Below are 16653 nucleotides of genomic sequence, written 5' to 3'. Positions count from 1 at the left end.
GTCAGCGGAAGGCGTCGGCGTGGTCGGCGGCCCAGTCCGCGTACGGGCGGGCGGGGTGCCCGGTGATCCGCTCGACGGTGTCGGTGACCTGTTCGGGGTGGTCGACGAAGGCGGCCCAGCCGCGCAGGGCGATCTCGGCGAAGTCGGGATCGCCGAAGGCGGCGGCCAGCATCTGCCGGGCCTCCCCGAGCGGCATCTCCGACCAGCGCAGGTCCCGGCCGACGGCCCGGCCGATGGCGCGGACCTGCTCTTCCTGGGTCAGGGTCGCCGGCCCGCTGAGCAGATGCCGCGCGCCGCTGTGGCCGGCCGAGGTCAGCGCCGCGACGGCGACCTCGGCGAGGTCGCGCTCGTGGACCAGGGACCGGGCGGCCGCCCCGTACGGCCAGCGCACGACGTCGCCGGCCCGGATCTGGCCGGCCCACATCAGGGTGTTGGCGGCGAAGCCGACCGGGCGGAGGAAGGTCCACTCCGCGCCGGACGCCTCGACGGCCCGCTCCACGACGGCCCAGAACGACTCCGGCTGGGGCGCGAGCGACGCCGGCTCGGCGAGGTCCCCGGCCACCACCTCGACCCCGGCGGGCAGGCCGGCCGTCGCCGGGGTCCGGCTCACCGCCCGGACCCGCTCGCCGCGGGCCACCAGCAGCGACACCACCTCCCGGCCGACCGTGCCGGTCGCCCCCGTCACCAGGATCATCACGCCTCCTCGCCGCACCGGGCCGCCGTCGACCCCCAGGGCCACACGTTAGGAGTTGAAGCGGTGTTGAGGTCAACAGCACGGGCCGGCCGCGTCCCGTCGACGGCGGGTCGGCCGATCAGGGTCACCGCGACCACGGCGAGCACGCCGACCTCGGCGAGGATGAGCAGCCGTTCGGCGAGGCCGATCAGCACCCGGTCGCCCGGGTAGGCGGACCAGACCATGGCGCCGGCCAGGGCCAGGCTGGTCAGGGCGAGCCCCCGCAGCCAGGCGGCGCCGCGTCCGTCCAGGCGCCGCGCGAGCAGCCAGCCGGCCGGCGGCAGCGCGAGGAAGGCGACCACCGAGGCGTACCGGTGCAGGTAGGCGGCGGCGTCCATGGGCAGGCCGGGCTCGTTGGTCGGCACCAGCGCGGAGACCAGCAGCCCGGCGGTCCACGCCCCGAGCAGGATTGCCACCAGCGGGCCGGATCCCACGCCCTCCGGCCCGGCGGCCTCCGTCGTTCCGTCCGTCCGCCTCGCCCGACGCCGCCGGCCGGGGACGCGGCGGACCGGGATCAGGACGGCGGTGGCCGCGGCGAGCACCGCCATCGCCACGTCGATGACGCCGCCCCGGTCGGAGACGGCGAAGTCGCTGACGGTCAGCGACCACGGGTTGAGGTCGTCGTTCACCTCGAGGTGTCCGATCAGGGCGAGCACCGCCGCCAGGGCGATCCCGCCGAGGGCGAGCAGTCCGCGGGTCCGGGTTCCAGGCATGCCTCAGCCTGTCGCCGGGGGCACCCGAAGCGGATCCGGGACCGCCACCGACATCGATCCCCGGGACCACCCCTAGAGGTGGCCGACGACCGCCCCCGGTGCGCGGGGCGGACGGGTCAGTCGACCGGGACCTCGGGGCGGGTGTTGCGGGCGCTGATCGCGGTCATCGCCCAGCCCGCGCCGGCGAACCCGATCGCCGCCGCGCCGCCGATCAGCGCCAGCCGCCAGGCCGACTGGGTCAGCGCGGTGCCGCCCAGATGCCCGACCAGCGTCCCGTACGTCGCCCAGCCGGCCGCCGCGGCGGCCTCGTAGAGCAGGAAGAGCCGGTACGGGTAGCGGCTGCGCCCGGCGGAGAAGCAGGCCGCCATCCGGCCACCCGGCACGAACCGGCAGAGCAGGATCACCAGCGGCCCCGGTTCGCGCAGCCCCCGGGTGACCCGGCCGGCCATCCGGCGGGCCCGGCCCGGCATGGCGTGCCGGGCCGCCCGGCGGTCCGGGGCGCCCCGCCCGATCAGGTAGCAGGCCAGGTCGCCGGCGAAGACGCCGAGCGCGCCGACGGCGATGGTGAGCGGCAGGCTCAGTCCGCCGTAGACGGTCAGCGCACCGCTGGTGATCATGACGGCCTGGGTCGGGATGACCGGTACGAAGGCGTCGGCGACGAGCAGCGCCAGCAGCGCGAGGTACGCCCACGTCGGCGACGCGACATCAGTGATGAGTTCGGGCACGACTGCCACCTCGCCGGTTTCCCCCGATTGCCTGCACCGAGCCTGACGAGGTGTCCGGCGTCACCCGGCGGGGCCCTGGCCGGTGGTGACCGCTGACACGGCAGGGCCACTGAGGGACAACGATCCGGCGTCGTCCGGTGTGACGGGCCGTCGGCGTGGCGCGCGGCGCGGCGGCGGGCGGCGGAGCGGCCGTCGTCGGCGTACCGTTGTCGGCGCGCGGCTCCACGGACGTCGGGTCCCCCGTTCCTGACGACCGGGCCGCCGCGGGTCGCCGGCAGGTCCCGTGCCGGCGACCCGCCCCCTTTCTCCGGTCGCCCGCGCCCTCTTCTCTCCGGGTGCCCGCGCCGTCGACGACACCGCGAAATCCGGGTGCGCGGCACGTCGACGCCCGCGTACCGTCGCCGCATGCGCAGCGCGGTGGTGACCACGACGCCGGGAGTCCCCGGCGTGCCGCGCTGACGTAACCGTCGACCAGGCCCCGGGGCGAACCGCCCCGGGGCCGCGTGGCGTTCCGGGCCGCGTCGCCTCCGGGTCGTACCCGATCAAGGAGAGCGACATGATCGACCACCGCAGGCTGGGCCGGGAGCTGGAGCTGTTCGTCTCCGACCCGCTCGCGGGCGCCGGCCTGCCCATCTGGCTGCCGGCCGGCGCCGCCGCCCGGCACGCCGTCGAGGAGTACGTCCGCGACCTGGAGCGCCGAGCCGGCTACCGGCACGTCTACTCGCCGCCGCTGGGCAAACGGGAGCTGTTCGAGCTCTCCGGCCACCTGGGCTACTTCGCCGACGACATGTTCCCGCCGATGCGGCTGAGCGCCGACGACGAGTTCGTGCTCCGGCCGGCGCTCTGCCCGCACCACGCGTTGGTGTTCCGCGCCCGGGGCCGCTCCTACCGGGAGCTGCCGCTGCGGATCGCGGAGCTGGGCGGGATGTACCGGGCGGAGCGCTCCGGCGTGCTGGGTGGCCTGTCCCGGGTCCGCGCCATCTCGCTGAACGACGCGCACAACTTCTGCGCCCTGGACCAGGTCGGCGACGAGGTACGCGAGATCCTGCGGCTGATCCGCGAGGCGCACGCTGCGCTCGGCGTACGACCGGCCGGGTTCCGGCTGTCGCTGCGCGGGCCAGGGGAGAAGTACGTCGGGGACGACGCCGCGTGGGCGCGGGCCGAGGACCTGCTCCGCGCCGCGCTCGACGGGGTGGACTTCACCGAGGCGCCCGGCGAGGCGGCCTTCTACGGACCGAAGATCGACATCCAGATCGTCGACGCGGCCGGCCGGGAGTCCACCATCTCCACCATCCAGCTCGACTTCGACAAGCCGGAGAAGTTCGACCTGTCGTACACCGACGCGGACGGGTCGCGGCGGCGGCCGGTGCTGGTGCACCGGAGCCTGGTCGGCAGCATGGAGCGGCTGTTCGCGTACCTGATCGAGGTGCACGCGGGCGCCTTCCCGGCCTGGTACGCCCCGGTGCAGCTGGTGCTGCTCCCGGTCGACCAGGGGCAGGTCGAGCCGGCCGTCGACCTGGTGCGCCGGGCCGAGGCGGCCGGGCTGCGGGCCGAGGTCGACGTGGCCGGCTCGTTGGGCGCCCGGATCCGCGGCGCGGCCCGCCGCCGGGTCCCGTACGTCGGGGTGGTGGGCCCCCGGGAGGCGGCCGGCGGCGCGGTCTCGCTGCGGCTGTGCGACGGTCGCGCGCTGGCCCCGATGCCCGTCGCCGACGCCCTCGGGCTGATCGGGAAGGTGGTCGCCGGCCGCTCGGCCGGTCTGCTCTCGGCGGACTGACCCGGCGACTCCCGGCCCACGCCGTCGCGGCGCCGGCCGCTCGTGGCCGGCGGACCGGGCGTCCGCCGACCGGGTGCCCGCCGGCTCCCGTCCCTGCAGGACGGGAGCCGGTGTCGGGCCGGATCCCTCGCTCATCGTCAGTTCCCGGCCGTCGCCGGCTCGGTGAGCGCGTCGGCCTCGTCGGCCACCGCCTCGGTGAACTGGGACCGGTACAGCCGGGCGTAGGCCCCGTCGGCGGCGAGGAGCTGGTCGTGGCTGCCCTGCTCCACGATCCGGCCGTTCTCCATCATCAGGATCAGGTCGGCGTCGCGGATGGTGGAGAGCCGGTGGGCGATGACGAAGCTGGTCCGGTCCGACCGCAGCGCGGCCATCGCCCGCTGGAGCAGGACCTCGGTGCGGGTGTCCACCGAGCTGGTCGCCTCGTCCAGGATGAGCAGCGACGGTTCGGCCAGGAACGCCCGGGCGATGGTGATGAGCTGCTTCTCGCCGGCGCTGACGTTGCTGCCCTCCTCGTCGATGACGGTGTCGTACCCGTCGGGGAGGCTGCGGACGAACCGGTCCACGAAGGTGGCCCGGGCGGCGGCCAGGATCTCCTCCTCGGTGGCGTCCGGCCGGCCGTAGGCGATGTTGTCCCGGATGGTGCCGCCGAAGAGCCAGGTGTCCTGCAGCACCATGCCGATCCGTCCGCGCAGCTCGTCCCGGGGCATGCTGGTGATGTCCACCCCGTCCAGGGTGATCCAGCCGGCGTCCAGCTCGTAGAACCGCATGATCAGGTTGACCAGGGTGGTCTTGCCGGCGCCGGTCGGGCCGACGATCGCCACGGTGTGACCCGGCTCGGCGACCAGCGACAGGTCGTCGATCAGCGGCTTGTCCGGGTCGTACCGGAAGGAGACGTGGGCGAACTCGACCCGGCCGGTGACCCGGGGCGGCGCGAGCTTGTCCGGGGTCTGCTCCTCGGCGTCGAGCACCGCGAAGACCCGCTCGGCGGAGGCCACCCCGGACTGGAGCAGGTTCGCCATCGAGGCGACCTGGGTGAGCGGCTGGGTGAACTGCCGCGAGTACTGGATGAACGCCTGCACGTCGCCGAGGCTCATCGACCCGGAGGCCACCCGCAGCCCGCCGACCACGGCGATCGCGACATAGCTGAGGTTCCCGACGAACATCATCGCCGGCATGATGATCCCGGAGATGAACTGGGCCCCGAAGCTGGCCCGGAACAGCTCCTCGTTCTTGGCCGCGAAGGCGGCCTGCACCTCGCGCTGCCGGCCGAAGACCTTGACCAGTTCGTGGCCGGTGTACGCCTCCTCGATCTGGCCGTTCAGCTCGCCGGTGTGCTTCCACTGGGCGATGAACCTGCGCTGCGACCGCTTGGCGATCTGCTGCGTGACGAGCACCGACAGCGGCACCGCGACCAGCGCGACGAGCGCCAGCAGCGGCGAGATCCAGAACATCATCGCCAGCACGCCGACCACGGTCAGCAGCGAGGTGAGCAGTTGGCTGAGCGTCTGCGACAGGGACTGCGAGATGTTGTCGATGTCGTTGGTGACCCGGCTGAGCAGTTCGCCTCGGGGCTGCCGGTCGAAGTAGGGCAGCGGCAGCCGGTGGAGCTTCTCCTCCACCTCGGCGCGCAGCCGCAGCACGGTCCGCTGCACCACCCCGTTGAGCAGCCAGCCCTGCCACCAGATCAGCACGCTGGCCGCCAGGTAGAGCGCCAGGGCCAGGAGAAGCACCCGGCCGAGGGCGGTGAAGTCGATCCCGGCGCCCGGCACCACGTCCATTCGGGCGAGCATGTCGGCGTAGTTGTCGTTGCCGGCCGCCCGGGCCGCCGCCGCGGCCTGCTCCGTGCTGGTCCCGGCGGGCAGCTGCCGGCCGATCACCCCGCTGAAGATCAGGTCGGTGGCGTGGCCGAGGAGCTTCGGCCCGATGACGCTGAGCCCGATGCTCGCCACGGCGAGCGTGATCACCGCGGCCAGCTGAAGCCGGTGTGGCCGCAGCCGCCTCAGCAGCCGCCGGGCCGACGGCCCGAAGTTCATCGACTTCTCGGCCGGCATCGCGGCACCCATCCACGGCGGGCCGCCGGGGCGCCGCCCGGCGGGCGGCAGCCGCTTCGGCGTCGTCGCCTCCGGGCCCTGCTTCTGATCCGGTACGACCCTGCCGTCCCGTGGGCCGAGCTGTCTGTTCCGCCCGCTCACGCCGCCACCTCGGTTCGCGACTGCGGGGCTCGCAACCCCGGCTCACTCCTCGCGCTCATGCCGGCACCTCCGCCGTCTGCTGGGACGCCACGATCTCGGCGTACGTCGGGCAGCGCTCCAGCAGGTCCTCGTGTCGTCCCATGCCGACGACGCCCCCGTCCTCGAGCACGATGATCTGGTCGGCGTCGACGATCGTGGAGACCCGCTGGGCCACGATCACCACCGCCGCGTTCGCGGTGACCGGCTTCAGCGCCGCCCGCAGCCGGGCATCGGTGCCGAGGTCGAGCGCCGAGAACGAGTCGTCGAAGAGGTAGATCTCCGGCCGGCGGACCAGCGCCCGGGCGATCGCCAGCCGCTGCCGCTGACCGCCGGAGACGTTCGTGCCGCCCTGGGCGATCGCGGCGTCCAGCCCGCCCGGCATCTCGGCCACGAAGTCGCGGGCCTGGGCGATCTCCAGCGCCGCCCACAGCTCCGCGTCGGTGGCGTCCGGGTTGCCGTACCGCAGGTTGCTGGCCACCGTTCCGCTGAACAGGTACGGCCGCTGCGGCACCAGCCCGATCCGGCGCCACACCTCGTCCGGTTCCAGCAGCCGCACGTCCACCCCGTCGACCAGCACCGCGCCGGCGGTCGGGTCGACCAGCCGGGGGATCAGGGTGAGCAGGGTGGTCTTGCCGGCGCCGGTGGCGCCGATGATGGCCGTGGTCCGGCCGGGGCCGGCCCGGAACGAGATGTCGTGCAGGACCGGCGCGCTGGCCCCGGGGTACTGGAAGGCGACGCGGCGGAGCTCCAGCTCGGCGTTCCTGGTCATCGCGATCAGCGGGTCAGCCGCCGGCACCACCGACGACTCGGTGTCCAGCACCTCGACGATCCGTTCGGCGCAGACCGCCGCGCGCGGCACCATCATCAGCATGAAGGTGGCCATCATGACGGCCATCAGGATCTGCATCAGGTACTGCAGGAACGCGGTCAGCGCGCCGATCTGGATCTGGCCGGCGTCGACCCGCTGCGCGCCGAACCAGAGCACCGCGACGCTGGAGACGTTGAGCACCAGCATGATCACCGGGAAGATCAGGGCCATCAGCCGGCCGACCCGCAGCGCCGTCGCGGTGAGGTCGGCGTTGGCGACGCCGAACCGCTCCGTCTCGTACGGCTCGCGGACGAACGCCCGGATCACCCGGATGCCGGTGATCTGCTCGCGCAGCACCCGGTTGACCGTGTCGATCCGGGTCTGCATCTCGCGGAATCCCGGCACCATCCGCCGGACGACCAGGCCCAGCATGATCGCCAGCACCGGCACGCAGACCAGCATCAGGCGGGAGAGCGCGAGGTCCTCCCGCAGCGCCATCACCACCCCGCCGACGCACATGATCGGCGCGGCGACCAGCATGGTGCAGCTCATCAGCACGAGCATCTGCACCTGCTGCACGTCGTTGGTGTTGCGGGTGATCAGCGACGGCGCGCCGAACCGGGCGACCTCGCGGGCCGAGAAGCGGTTGACGTGCTCGAAGATGGTCGCGCGGACGTCCCGCCCGAACCCCATCGCGGTCCGCGCGCCCAGGTACACCGCGGCGATCGAGCAGGCGATCTGGAGCAGGCTGACCACCAGCATCCAGCCGCCCGTACGCATGATCTGGTCGGTGTCGCCGAGGGCCACACCCCGGTCGATGATGTCGGCGTTGAGGCTCGGCAGGTAGAGCGAGGCCATCGTGCCGACGAACTGGAGCACGACCACGGCCGCGAGGAGCCGGCGGTACGGGCGCAGCTCGTGGCGGAGCAGGCGGATCAACATGGACGGCTCCCCGGCGTCTCGGCGGCGGAATCCTGCGCTGGGTTCAACCGACCGACCTCCCCGTCGGACATGCTCGTGATGAGTTCAGTGAGGAACTCCCGGATCACCGCCTTCTTCGCCGGGTCGGCGTCGACGGAGGTGAGCGGACGGTCGCTGTGGATCAGGTCGGTGAGGTGCTGGGCGTGCCGGCGGCCCTTGTCGGTCAGGGTCAGTTGCACGGTGCGGCGGTCGGCGGCGTCCCGGCGACGCTCGACGAAGCCGTCGCGTTCGAGGGTGTCGACGATGCCGGTGAGGGTGGCGGGCCGGACGAAGCACCGTTCGGCGACCTCCCGGTGGGTGGTGTCGCCGACGCGGCTCAGGATGAACAGCACCCGCATGCCGGCCGAGGTGAGCCCGTGGTGCTCGGCCAGGTAGCGCCCCCAGTGCTGCTCGACGACATGGCCGGCGATGGCGAGCAGTCGACCGAGCGGCGCGTGCTGGAGCATGTCGGGGAAGCGGACGAGCGGTTCCATCTTCACAGCCGTCAGGTTAGCCACCAGATCGTCAGGGGCCAAACTAATTCCCGACACATTATCTTGTCGTTGGCAAGATATGCTGCGGCGCATGACGGCGAACCGCGGATACCACCACGGCGACCTACGGCGGGCCCTGCTCGCCGCCGCGGTCGAGGCGATCGGCGAGTCCGGGCCGGCCGCGCTGAGCCTGCGCGACCTGGCCCGTCGCGCGGGCGTCTCGCACGCCGCGCCCGCGCACCACTTCGGCGACAAGGCCGGCCTGCTCACCGCGCTCGCCGTCGAGGGCTTCGACCTGCTCGCCGAGGCGCTCGGCCGGGCCGGCGACGACCTGCTCGAGATCGGCGTGGCGTACGTCCGCTTCGCGGTCGACCACCGCGCCCACTTCGAGGTGATGTTCGCGCCGGGGCTCTACCGGGCCGACGACCCCGAGGTGGCCGCCGCGCGCGCCCGGGCCGGGGCGGCGCTGCGCGGCGGGGTCGCCGCCCGGCCCGCCGGACCGACCGTGGAGCCCGGCCGGGACGCCCTCGCGGCCTGGTCGATCGTGCACGGCTTCGCCACTCTCTGGCTGGCCGGCGCCCTGCCGCCCGGCTCGGGCGACAACCCGGAGGACGCCGCCCGCGCCGTGATCCGCCGCCTCTTCGAGTGACGCCGCCCCCGCGGGGGCCGAGGGGTCACCAGCTGGTGGGGAGGGGCATGCCTTCCGTGTAGCCGGCGGCGCTCTGCACGCCGACGAGGGCCTGCTCGTGGAACTCGTCCAGGTTGCGGGCGCCGGCGTAGGTGAAGGCGCTGCGTACCCCGGAGATGATCTCGTCGATCAGGTCCTCGACGCCGGGCCGGGCCGGGTCCAGGTACATCCGGGCCGTGGAGATACCCTCCTCGAAGATCGCCTTGCGGGCCCGGTCGAACGCGCTGTCCTCGGCCGTACGCGCGCTGACCGCCCGGGCCGACGCCATCCCGAAGCTCTCCTTGTACCGGCGGCCGTCCGCGTCGCTGTAGAGGTCGCCCGGGGACTCGTAGGTGCCGGCGAACCAGGAACCGATCATCACGTTCGACGCCCCGGCGGCCAGGGCCAGCGCCACGTCCCGCGGGTGGCGTACGCCGCCGTCCGCCCAGACGTGCCGACCCAGCTCCCGGGCCGCCGCCGCGCAGTCGAGGACCGCCGAGAACTGGGGCCGGCCCACCCCGGTCATCATCCGGGTGGTGCACATCGCACCGGGGCCGACGCCGACCTTGACGATGTCGGCGCCCGCCTCGACCAGGTCGCGTACCCCGTCGGCGGTGACCACGTTGCCGGCCGCGACCGGGACCGCCGGGTCGAGCTTGCGCACCGCCCGCAGCGCCGAGATCATCCGCTCCTGGTGGCCGTGCGCGGTGTCCACCACCAGCGTGTCCACCCCCGCCTCCAGCAGCGCGGCGGCCTTGCCGGTGACGTCGCCGTTGATGCCCACCGCCGCGGCGATCCGCAGCCGGCCCCGGTCGTCCACGGCCGGCTTGTAGAGGGTGGCGCGCAGCGCGCCCTGGCGGGTGAGCACCCCGACCAGCCGGCCGTCCGCGTCCACCACCGGGGCGAGCCGCCGCCGCCCGGCCGAGAGCCGGTCGAAGCCGGTACGCGGGTCCGCGTCCGCCGGCACGGTGTGCAGCTCGGTCGACATCACGTGCCGGAGCTGGGCGAACCGGTCCACGCCGACGGTGTCCGCCTCGGTGACCACGCCGAGCGGGCGGCCGGCCTCGTCGACCACGATCACCGCGCCGTGCGAGCGCTTCGGCAGCAGGTGGATCGCGTCGCCGACGGTGTCGGTGGGGCCGAGGGTGATCGCCGTGTCGTGCACCAGGTGCCGCTGCTTGACCCAGGCGACGACGTTGGCCACCACCTCGATCGGGATGTCCTGCGGGATCACCGCGATGGCGCCGCGCCGGGCGACCGTCTCGGCCATCCGGCGGCCGGCGACCGCGGTCATGTTCGACACCACCAGCGGGATGGTGGTGCCGGTGCCGTCGCCGGTGGACAGGTCGACGTCGAGCCGCGAGCCCACCTCGGAGCGGGCCGGCGCCATGAAGACGTCGTTGTAGGTCAGGTCGTGCGCGGGGACCGCGCCATGAAGGAACTGCACCTGAACATCATTCCTGCTCGCGCCCCGGACCGCTCCCGCTGGTGGCCCAAACCACCCGGCTGGCCGCCGTGCGCCCGCGCCGCGAGCCGAGGGCACGGCCGCTGGCCCGGTGTCCGGGCGGCGACGGGTCGCGTCGGGGGGCCATGTACCTGGTGAGCGATATGCCTGGGAGGCACAAATATGACTCACAGGCATATCGCTCGCGGTGGTGTCGGTCCCCGCAGCCGGCCAGCCGGCCGGGAGGCGACGGGTCAGGCGATGGTGCAGATGGCGGCGCCGGCCGTGATGACCGCGCCGACCTCGGCGGAGAGGCCGCTCACCGTGCCCGCCTTGTGGGCGTGCAGCGGCTGCTCCATCTTCATCGCCTCCAGCACGACGACCAGGTCGCCCTCGGCGACGGTGTCGCCGTCGGCCACCGCGATCTTCACGATGGTGCCCTGCATGGGGGAGGTGAGGGCGTCCCCGCTGACCGCCGCGCCCGCCTTGGCCCCGCCACCCCGGCGGGCCGGCTTCTTCGCGGCGGGCGCGCCGGTGGTCGTACCGGCGCCGAGGCCGGCGGGGAGAGTCACCTCCAGCCGCTTGCCACCCACCTCGACCACGACGGTCTCGCGCTCCGCCGGCGCCTCGGCGGCGCCGGCGGCGGCGGTGAAGGCCGGGACGGTGTTGTCGAACTCGGTCTCGATCCACCGGGTGTGCACGGTGAACGGCTCGGCGGTGAACGCCTCGTCCCGGACCACCAGCCGGTGGAAGGGCAGCGCGGTGGCCATGCCGTCCACCACCATCTCGTCGAGCGCCCGGCGGGCCCGCTCGATCGCCTCGGCCCGGGTCTCGCCGGTGATGATCACCTTGGCCAGCAGCGAGTCGAAGTTGCCGCCGATCACGTCGCCGGCCGAGATGCCGGTGTCCACCCGCACACCCGGGCCGGTGGGGAGCCGCAGCGCGGTGACGGTGCCCGGGGCGGGCAGGAAGTTGCGGCCCGGGTCCTCGCCGTTGATCCGGAACTCGATGGCGTGCCCGCGCGGGGTCGGGTCCTCGGTGAAGCGCAGCTTCTCGCCGTCGGCGATGCGGAACTGCTCACGGACCAGGTCGATGCCGGCGGTCTCCTCGGTGACCGGGTGCTCCACCTGCAGCCGGGTGTTCACCTCCAGGAAGGAGATGATGCCGTCGGCGCCGACCAGGTACTCGACGGTGCCGGCGCCGTGGTAGCCGGCCTCCCGGCAGATGGCCTTGGCGCTGTCGTGGATCTGCCGGCGCTGCGCCTCGGTGAGGAACGGCGCGGGGGCCTCCTCGACCAGCTTCTGGTGCCGCCGCTGCAGCGAGCAGTCCCGGGTGCCCACCACGATCACGTTGCCGTGCTGGTCGGCCAGGACCTGCGCCTCGACGTGCCGCGGCTTGTCCAGGTACCGCTCGACGAAGCACTCGCCCCGGCCGAACGCGGCGACCGCCTCCCGGGTGGCCGACTCGAAGAGCTGCGGGATCTCCTCCATCGTGCGGGCGACCTTGAGGCCGCGACCGCCGCCGCCGAAGGCGGCCTTGATGGCCACCGGCAGGCCGTGGTCGACGGCGAAGGCCATCACCTCGTCGGGGCTGCCCACCGGGTCCGGGGTGCCGGGGACCAGCGGCGCGCCGGCGCGCTGGGCGATGTGCCGGGCGGTCACCTTGTCGCCGAGGTCGCGGATGGCCTGCGGGGTGGGGCCGACCCAGGTCAGCCCGGCGTCGATGACGGCCTGGGCGAAGTCGGCGTTCTCGGAGAGGAAGCCGTAGCCGGGGTGCACGGCGTCGGCGGCGGACTTCCCGGCGACGTCGATCAGCTTGTCGATCCGCAGGTAGCTCTCCGCCGCGGTGTCGCCGCCGAGCGCGTACGCCTCGTCGGCGAGGGTGACGTGCAGGGCGTCCCGGTCGGAGTCCGCGTAGACGGCGACGCTGCCCAGACCGGCGTCGCGGCAGGCGCGGATGACGCGGACGGCGATCTCGCCGCGGTTGGCGATGAGTACCTTGCGCACCTTGGTGGCTCCTCCCGGGAGGTCGATGCCGGGAGTGTATCGGCCGGCCTCTGCGGCCCTAACGATCGCTCAGTGTGGGATGCCGCACTCGAACGCCGAGCACTAGTCAAACTTGTTTATTACGCTTGTCCGATGTCGGCGACGCGGATGATGATTCTCGGGCTGGTCAAGTGGATGCAGCCGGTGCACGGCTACGACGTGCGCCGCGAGCTGCTGAGCTGGAGCGCGGACAAGTGGGCCAACATCCAGCCCGGTTCGATCTACCACGCGTTGCGGAAGCTGACCGAGGAGGGGCTGCTCCGCGCCGTCGCCACCGAGCAGGTCGGCGGCCGGCCGGCCCGGACCACGTACGAGATCACCGAGAAGGGCGCGGACGAGTTCGAGACGCTGCTGCGCGGGCTGTGGTGGCAGTTGCAGGAGCCGATCGATCCGTTCACCGCGGCCTTCTCCTTCCTGCCGGCCCTGCCCAGGGAGGAGGCGGCGGCGGCCCTGCGGAACCGGGCGATGCTGCTGCGGGCCGGCGCCGAGTCGATGCGGGCGGCGATCGACTCGGAGTGGATGCGGACCACGCGGCCGGTGCACGTCGGCTGGATCTTCGAGCTCTGGTCGGCCCGCTCGGAGGCCGAGATCGCCTGGTGCGAGCGGATCGCCGAGCGGATCGAGTCCGGAGTGTCGTACCTACCTGCTGGACTGGTCGGCGGGGAGAGCTGGGTCGAGTGGCAGGAGCGGACCGCCGATCAGGGTGACTCCTCCACGCAATAATCAACGTTGACTAGAGACGCTATATCGCGTTAGTTTTAGCCCGCACAACGGGGGGAGCGCGCCGGCCGGCGTCGTCCCCAGGCGAGAACGGCCGGCGCGCCGGCCCGGACGACCAGGAGCAGAAATGATCGAGACCAGGGGACTGCGGAAGTCGTTCCGCTCCCGGGCGGGTCGCGAGACGAAGACCGTGGACGCCGTCAGAGGAGTCGACCTCAAGGTGGCGGAAGGGGAGATCTTCGGCTTCCTCGGCCCCAACGGCGCCGGCAAGACCACCACGCTGCGGATGCTCGCCACCCTCATCGAGCCGGACGGCGGCGAGGCCACCATCGCCGGGGCCGACCTGCGCAAGGACCCGGCCGAGGTGCGCCGCCGGATCGGCTACGTGGCCCAGGGTGGCAGCACCTGGGACGAGTCCACCGCCCGCGAGGAGCTGGTCCTGCACGCCCGGCTCTACGGCATCGGCAAGGCCGAGGCGCACCGCCGTGCCGCCCGCGCCCTCGACGCCTTCCAGCTCACCGAGTACGCGGACCGCAAGTGCAAGACCTACTCCGGCGGGCAGCGGCGGCGCGTCGAGATCGCCCTCGGCATCATCCACGAGCCGAAGATCGTCTTCCTGGACGAGCCGACCACCGGCCTCGACCCGCAGAGCCGGGCGCACATGTGGGACGAGATCCGCCGGCTGCGGGCCGACGGGATGACCGTCTTCATCACCACCCACTATCTCGACGAGGCGGACGCGCTCTGCGACCGGATCGCGATCATGGATCACGGCGAGGTGGTCGCCGAGGGCACCCCGGCCGAGCTCAAGCGCGAGATCTCCGGCGACGTCGTGCTCGTCGGCCTCGACACCGCCGCCACCCCGCAGGCGGCGAAGCTGCTCGACGCCGAGCCGTACGTCAACAAGCTGGAGACCGGCGACGAGGGTGTTCGCCTCTACGTCGAGGACGGCGCCACCGCCATCCCGCAGGTGCTGCGCCGCCTCGACCACGCCGGGCTGGACCTGCGCTCCATCGAGCTGCACCGGCCCAGCCTCGACGACGTCTTCCTCACCAAGACCGGCCGCTCGCTGCGCGAGTCCTGAGACACCGGAGACAGACCCATGAAACTCGCCCGCGACACCTGGCTCATCTTCGAGCGCCAGATCCAACTGCTGCTGCGCAACCCGGTCTGGGTCTTCGTCGGCGTCTTCCAGCCGGTGATGTACCTGCTGCTCTTCGCCCCGCTGCTCAAGCCGGCGCTGAACGCGCCCACCCAGGCGGAGGCCTACAAGATCTTCGTACCCGGCCTGCTGGTGCTGCTGGCCATCTTCGGTGGCCTGTTCCAGGGCTTCGGCCTGATCGCCGAGCTGCGCGCCGGGGTCATCGAACGGTCCCGGGTCACCCCGGTCAGCCGGCTCGCCCTGCTGCTCGGCCGCTCGCTGCGGGACGTGGTCTCGCTGATCGTGCAGGCCGTCATCATCACCCTGCTGGCGCTCCTGTTCGACCTGCGGGTGTTCATCGGGGACCTGCTGCTGGCGTACCTGATGCTGGCGCTGATCGCGCTGATGACCTCGGCCGTCTCGTACGGCGTCGCGCTCAAGGTCAAGAGCGAGGACGCGCTCGCCCCGCTGATGAACACGGTCGCCCAGCCGGTGCTGCTGCTCTCCGGCATCCTGCTGCCGCTCACCTTCGCCCCCGGCTGGCTCCAGGGCATCGCCGACTGGAACCCGTTCTCCTGGGCGGTCGACGGGACCCGGGCGCTCTTCGCCGGTGACCTCGGCAACGACAAGGTCTGGCAGGGGCTGACCATCGTGGCGGTGCTCGCGGTCGCCGGGGTGGTCTGGGCCGCCCGGCAGTTCGCCCGCAGCGTCCGCTGAGAGAGTTGCCTCTCACCCGAAGCGGGGCACCGGTCCGACGCTTGTAGCGTGAGGCCGGTGCCCCGCCTCACCCATGACAAGATCACCTTGTTGGCCTACGCCCAGCTGGGACTGTGGGGCTTCTTCAACTACGGGTTCGGCCCGGTCGTACCGCTGCTCCGCGACGAGCAGGGCAGCAGCGCCGCCGTCGCCGGCCTGCACAGCACCGGCATCGCGGTCGGCGCGCTGCTCGGCGGGGCGCTCTTCGCGCCGATTGCCCGCCGCCTCGGCCGCGGCCCGGCGATCTGGCTCGGCCTCGCCGGGGTGGCCGCCGGCGTGGCCGCGCTCGGTGCCCTGCACCCGCTGCCGGCCACCATCGCCGCCGTCGCGGTGATCGCCACCTTCGGCATGATGGTGATCAGCGGGGTCAACGTGGTGCTCACCGCCCGGCACGGCGACGCCGCGCCGGCCGCGCTCGCCGAGGCCAATGCCGCCTGCGCCGGCATGGGCATCCTCGCCCCGCTGGTCATCGGCGCCAGCATGGACGCGGGCCTCGGCTGGCGGCCGGTGATGTTCGTCGAGGTCGGGCTGATCGCGCTGGTCGCCCTCGCCGCCCTGACCTTCCGGGTACGCCTCCCGCAGGCCGCCCCCGCTGCCGCGGCTGCCGACCAGCCCGTCGGGGTGACCGCCGCGCCTTCCGCCCCCGCCGATCAGCCGGTCCGGACGGCCGTCGACCCGCCTGTCACCGGTGGAAACCCGGCCGCCTCGCGGTCGGCAGACGCTGGTGCCGGCGACCTGACCGGCGATGGTCCGCGCCGGGCGGCGGCGGATCGGCTGCCCCGGGCGTACTGGATCGCCTGGGTGCTGATGGCGGTCACCGGCTCGATCGAGGTGTGCCTGTCCCTCTGGAGCGCCGACGTGCTCCGCAGCCACGCCGGGCTGAGCGCCGGCGGCGCCTCGGCGGCGGTGGCCGCGATCGTCTGCGGGATGTTCGCCGGCCGGGTCGCCGGCGGCCGGGTCGCCCTGCGCTGGCCCCCGGTGCCGCTGCTGCTGGCGGCGCTGACCGTGTCGCTGGCCGGCTTCGCCCTGTTCTGGGTCGCCCCGGTGGGCTGGCTGGCCGTCACCGGCCTGCTGGTGCTCGGCCTGGGCAACGCCCTGCACTACCCGCTGGCGATCTCCATCGCGCTCGCCGTCGCCGGTCCGGCCGCCGACAAGGCGGCGGGCTGGGCGTCGTACTCGATGGGGGTGGGTTTCGGCATCGCGCCGGTCGCGTTGGGGTGGGTGGCCGACGGGGTGGGGCCGCACCTGGCCTTCCTGCTGCTGCCCGCCTTCATCGCGGCGGCCGCGCTGCTCGCCGTGCGGCTCGGCCGCGCCCTGCGCGCCGCCCACCCCACCGACGACCAGGCCCCCGTCCCGATCCCCGCCTGAATCCCGGCGTTGGGTGGGCTTGATCGACTCCGTGTCGCCGGTGTGGCGGTTTCCGCGGCCACCCGATACCGCCA

At 73.4% G+C, this 16653-nt stretch carries 14 protein-coding genes; 6 read left to right on the top strand and 8 right to left on the bottom strand.

The window, feature by feature from the left end:
* Position 1 precedes the first annotated feature (1 nt).
* The 3 genes from ACFOYX_RS11420 to ACFOYX_RS11410 all read right to left on the bottom strand — a co-directional run bounded on the left by ACFOYX_RS11420 (position 2) and on the right by ACFOYX_RS11410 (position 2171).
* Positions 2–694: an NAD(P)H-binding protein gene (locus ACFOYX_RS11420; RefSeq protein ID WP_322439635.1), complete on the bottom strand. Its 693-nt coding sequence runs from the start codon at positions 692–694 to the stop codon at positions 2–4.
* The gene (locus ACFOYX_RS11415; RefSeq protein ID WP_322439634.1) at positions 694–1446 is read right to left on the bottom strand and encodes a DUF998 domain-containing protein; all 753 of its coding nucleotides are present in this window, start codon (positions 1444–1446) and stop codon (positions 694–696) included. The genes ACFOYX_RS11420 and ACFOYX_RS11415 overlap by 1 nt, the downstream gene beginning before the upstream one ends.
* Positions 1447–1562: 116 nt before the next feature.
* A complete protein-coding gene (locus tag ACFOYX_RS11410; protein ID WP_322439633.1) occupies positions 1563–2171 on the bottom strand; it encodes a VTT domain-containing protein in 609 nt (202 codons plus the stop codon).
* 556 nt (positions 2172–2727) lie between these two features.
* Between ACFOYX_RS11410 and thrS the strand changes: the two genes are divergently transcribed.
* Positions 2728–3945: a threonine--tRNA ligase gene (thrS, locus tag ACFOYX_RS11405; protein WP_322439632.1), complete on the top strand. Its 1218-nt coding sequence runs from the start codon at positions 2728–2730 to the stop codon at positions 3943–3945.
* A gap of 137 nt (positions 3946–4082) precedes the next feature.
* On the opposite strand, the gene ACFOYX_RS11400 is transcribed toward thrS, so the two are convergent.
* The 3 genes from ACFOYX_RS11400 to ACFOYX_RS11390 all read right to left on the bottom strand — a co-directional run bounded on the left by ACFOYX_RS11400 (position 4083) and on the right by ACFOYX_RS11390 (position 8438).
* A complete protein-coding gene (locus ACFOYX_RS11400) occupies positions 4083–6008 on the bottom strand; it encodes an ABC transporter ATP-binding protein (RefSeq protein ID WP_322439759.1) in 1926 nt (641 codons plus the stop codon).
* 184 nt (positions 6009–6192) lie between these two features.
* Positions 6193–7926, bottom strand: coding sequence for an ABC transporter ATP-binding protein (locus tag ACFOYX_RS11395; protein WP_238454442.1), 1734 nt, complete (start codon positions 7924–7926; stop codon positions 6193–6195).
* The gene (locus ACFOYX_RS11390) at positions 7920–8438 is read right to left on the bottom strand and encodes a MarR family winged helix-turn-helix transcriptional regulator (protein WP_109804256.1); all 519 of its coding nucleotides are present in this window, start codon (positions 8436–8438) and stop codon (positions 7920–7922) included. Before ACFOYX_RS11390 ends, ACFOYX_RS11395 begins: the two co-directional genes overlap by 7 nt.
* Before the next feature lie 91 nt (positions 8439–8529).
* Between ACFOYX_RS11390 and ACFOYX_RS11385 the strand changes: the two genes are divergently transcribed.
* Positions 8530–9087: a TetR/AcrR family transcriptional regulator gene (locus ACFOYX_RS11385; RefSeq protein ID WP_322439631.1), complete on the top strand. Its 558-nt coding sequence runs from the start codon at positions 8530–8532 to the stop codon at positions 9085–9087.
* A 25-nt stretch (positions 9088–9112) separates the two neighbouring features.
* On the opposite strand, the gene ACFOYX_RS11380 is transcribed toward ACFOYX_RS11385, so the two are convergent.
* Both ACFOYX_RS11380 and ACFOYX_RS11375 read right to left on the bottom strand, forming a co-directional pair.
* The gene (locus tag ACFOYX_RS11380) at positions 9113–10552 is read right to left on the bottom strand and encodes a GuaB1 family IMP dehydrogenase-related protein (RefSeq protein WP_322439630.1); all 1440 of its coding nucleotides are present in this window, start codon (positions 10550–10552) and stop codon (positions 9113–9115) included.
* 251 nt (positions 10553–10803) lie between these two features.
* The gene (locus ACFOYX_RS11375) at positions 10804–12555 is read right to left on the bottom strand and encodes a biotin carboxylase N-terminal domain-containing protein (protein WP_322439629.1); all 1752 of its coding nucleotides are present in this window, start codon (positions 12553–12555) and stop codon (positions 10804–10806) included.
* Between the two features lie 132 nt (positions 12556–12687).
* Between ACFOYX_RS11375 and ACFOYX_RS11370 the strand changes: the two genes are divergently transcribed.
* From ACFOYX_RS11370 to ACFOYX_RS11355, 4 genes are all read left to right on the top strand, one after another.
* Positions 12688–13317: a PadR family transcriptional regulator gene (locus tag ACFOYX_RS11370; RefSeq protein WP_236648368.1), complete on the top strand. Its 630-nt coding sequence runs from the start codon at positions 12688–12690 to the stop codon at positions 13315–13317.
* Positions 13318–13441: 124 nt separating this feature from the next.
* On the top strand, positions 13442–14398 hold the full coding sequence (locus ACFOYX_RS11365) for an ATP-binding cassette domain-containing protein (protein WP_322439628.1): 957 nt from the start codon (positions 13442–13444) through the stop codon (positions 14396–14398).
* An 18-nt stretch (positions 14399–14416) separates the two neighbouring features.
* Positions 14417–15172 (top strand): ABC transporter permease, encoded by a 756-nt coding sequence (locus ACFOYX_RS11360; protein WP_322439627.1) that lies wholly within the window; start codon positions 14417–14419, stop codon positions 15170–15172.
* A gap of 57 nt (positions 15173–15229) precedes the next feature.
* The gene (locus ACFOYX_RS11355) at positions 15230–16579 is read left to right on the top strand and encodes an MFS transporter (protein WP_322439626.1); all 1350 of its coding nucleotides are present in this window, start codon (positions 15230–15232) and stop codon (positions 16577–16579) included.
* Positions 16580–16653 lie beyond the last annotated feature (74 nt).

The organism is Micromonospora sp. GCM10011541 (assembly GCF_042650725.1).
Lineage (GTDB): Bacteria > Actinomycetota > Actinomycetes > Mycobacteriales > Micromonosporaceae > Micromonospora > Micromonospora sicca.
This window is presented reverse-complemented; position numbering and strand designations above follow the sequence as displayed.

Coding starts and splice junctions, on each gene's coding strand:
- ACFOYX_RS11415 (WP_322439634.1), bottom strand. CDS start 1,446: ATGCCTGGAACCCGGACCCGCGGACTGCTCGCCCTCGGCGGGATCGCC.
- ACFOYX_RS11370 (WP_236648368.1), top strand. CDS start 12,688: ATGTCGGCGACGCGGATGATGATTCTCGGGCTGGTCAAGTGGATGCAG.
- ACFOYX_RS11365 (WP_322439628.1), top strand. CDS start 13,442: ATGATCGAGACCAGGGGACTGCGGAAGTCGTTCCGCTCCCGGGCGGGT.
- ACFOYX_RS11420 (WP_322439635.1), bottom strand. CDS start 694: ATGATCCTGGTGACGGGGGCGACCGGCACGGTCGGCCGGGAGGTGGTG.
- ACFOYX_RS11390 (WP_109804256.1), bottom strand. CDS start 8,438: ATGGAACCGCTCGTCCGCTTCCCCGACATGCTCCAGCACGCGCCGCTC.
- thrS (WP_322439632.1), top strand. CDS start 2,728: ATGATCGACCACCGCAGGCTGGGCCGGGAGCTGGAGCTGTTCGTCTCC.
- ACFOYX_RS11400 (WP_322439759.1), bottom strand. CDS start 6,008: ATGGGTGCCGCGATGCCGGCCGAGAAGTCGATGAACTTCGGGCCGTCG.
- ACFOYX_RS11395 (WP_238454442.1), bottom strand. CDS start 7,926: ATGTTGATCCGCCTGCTCCGCCACGAGCTGCGCCCGTACCGCCGGCTC.
- ACFOYX_RS11385 (WP_322439631.1), top strand. CDS start 8,530: ATGACGGCGAACCGCGGATACCACCACGGCGACCTACGGCGGGCCCTG.
- ACFOYX_RS11360 (WP_322439627.1), top strand. CDS start 14,417: ATGAAACTCGCCCGCGACACCTGGCTCATCTTCGAGCGCCAGATCCAA.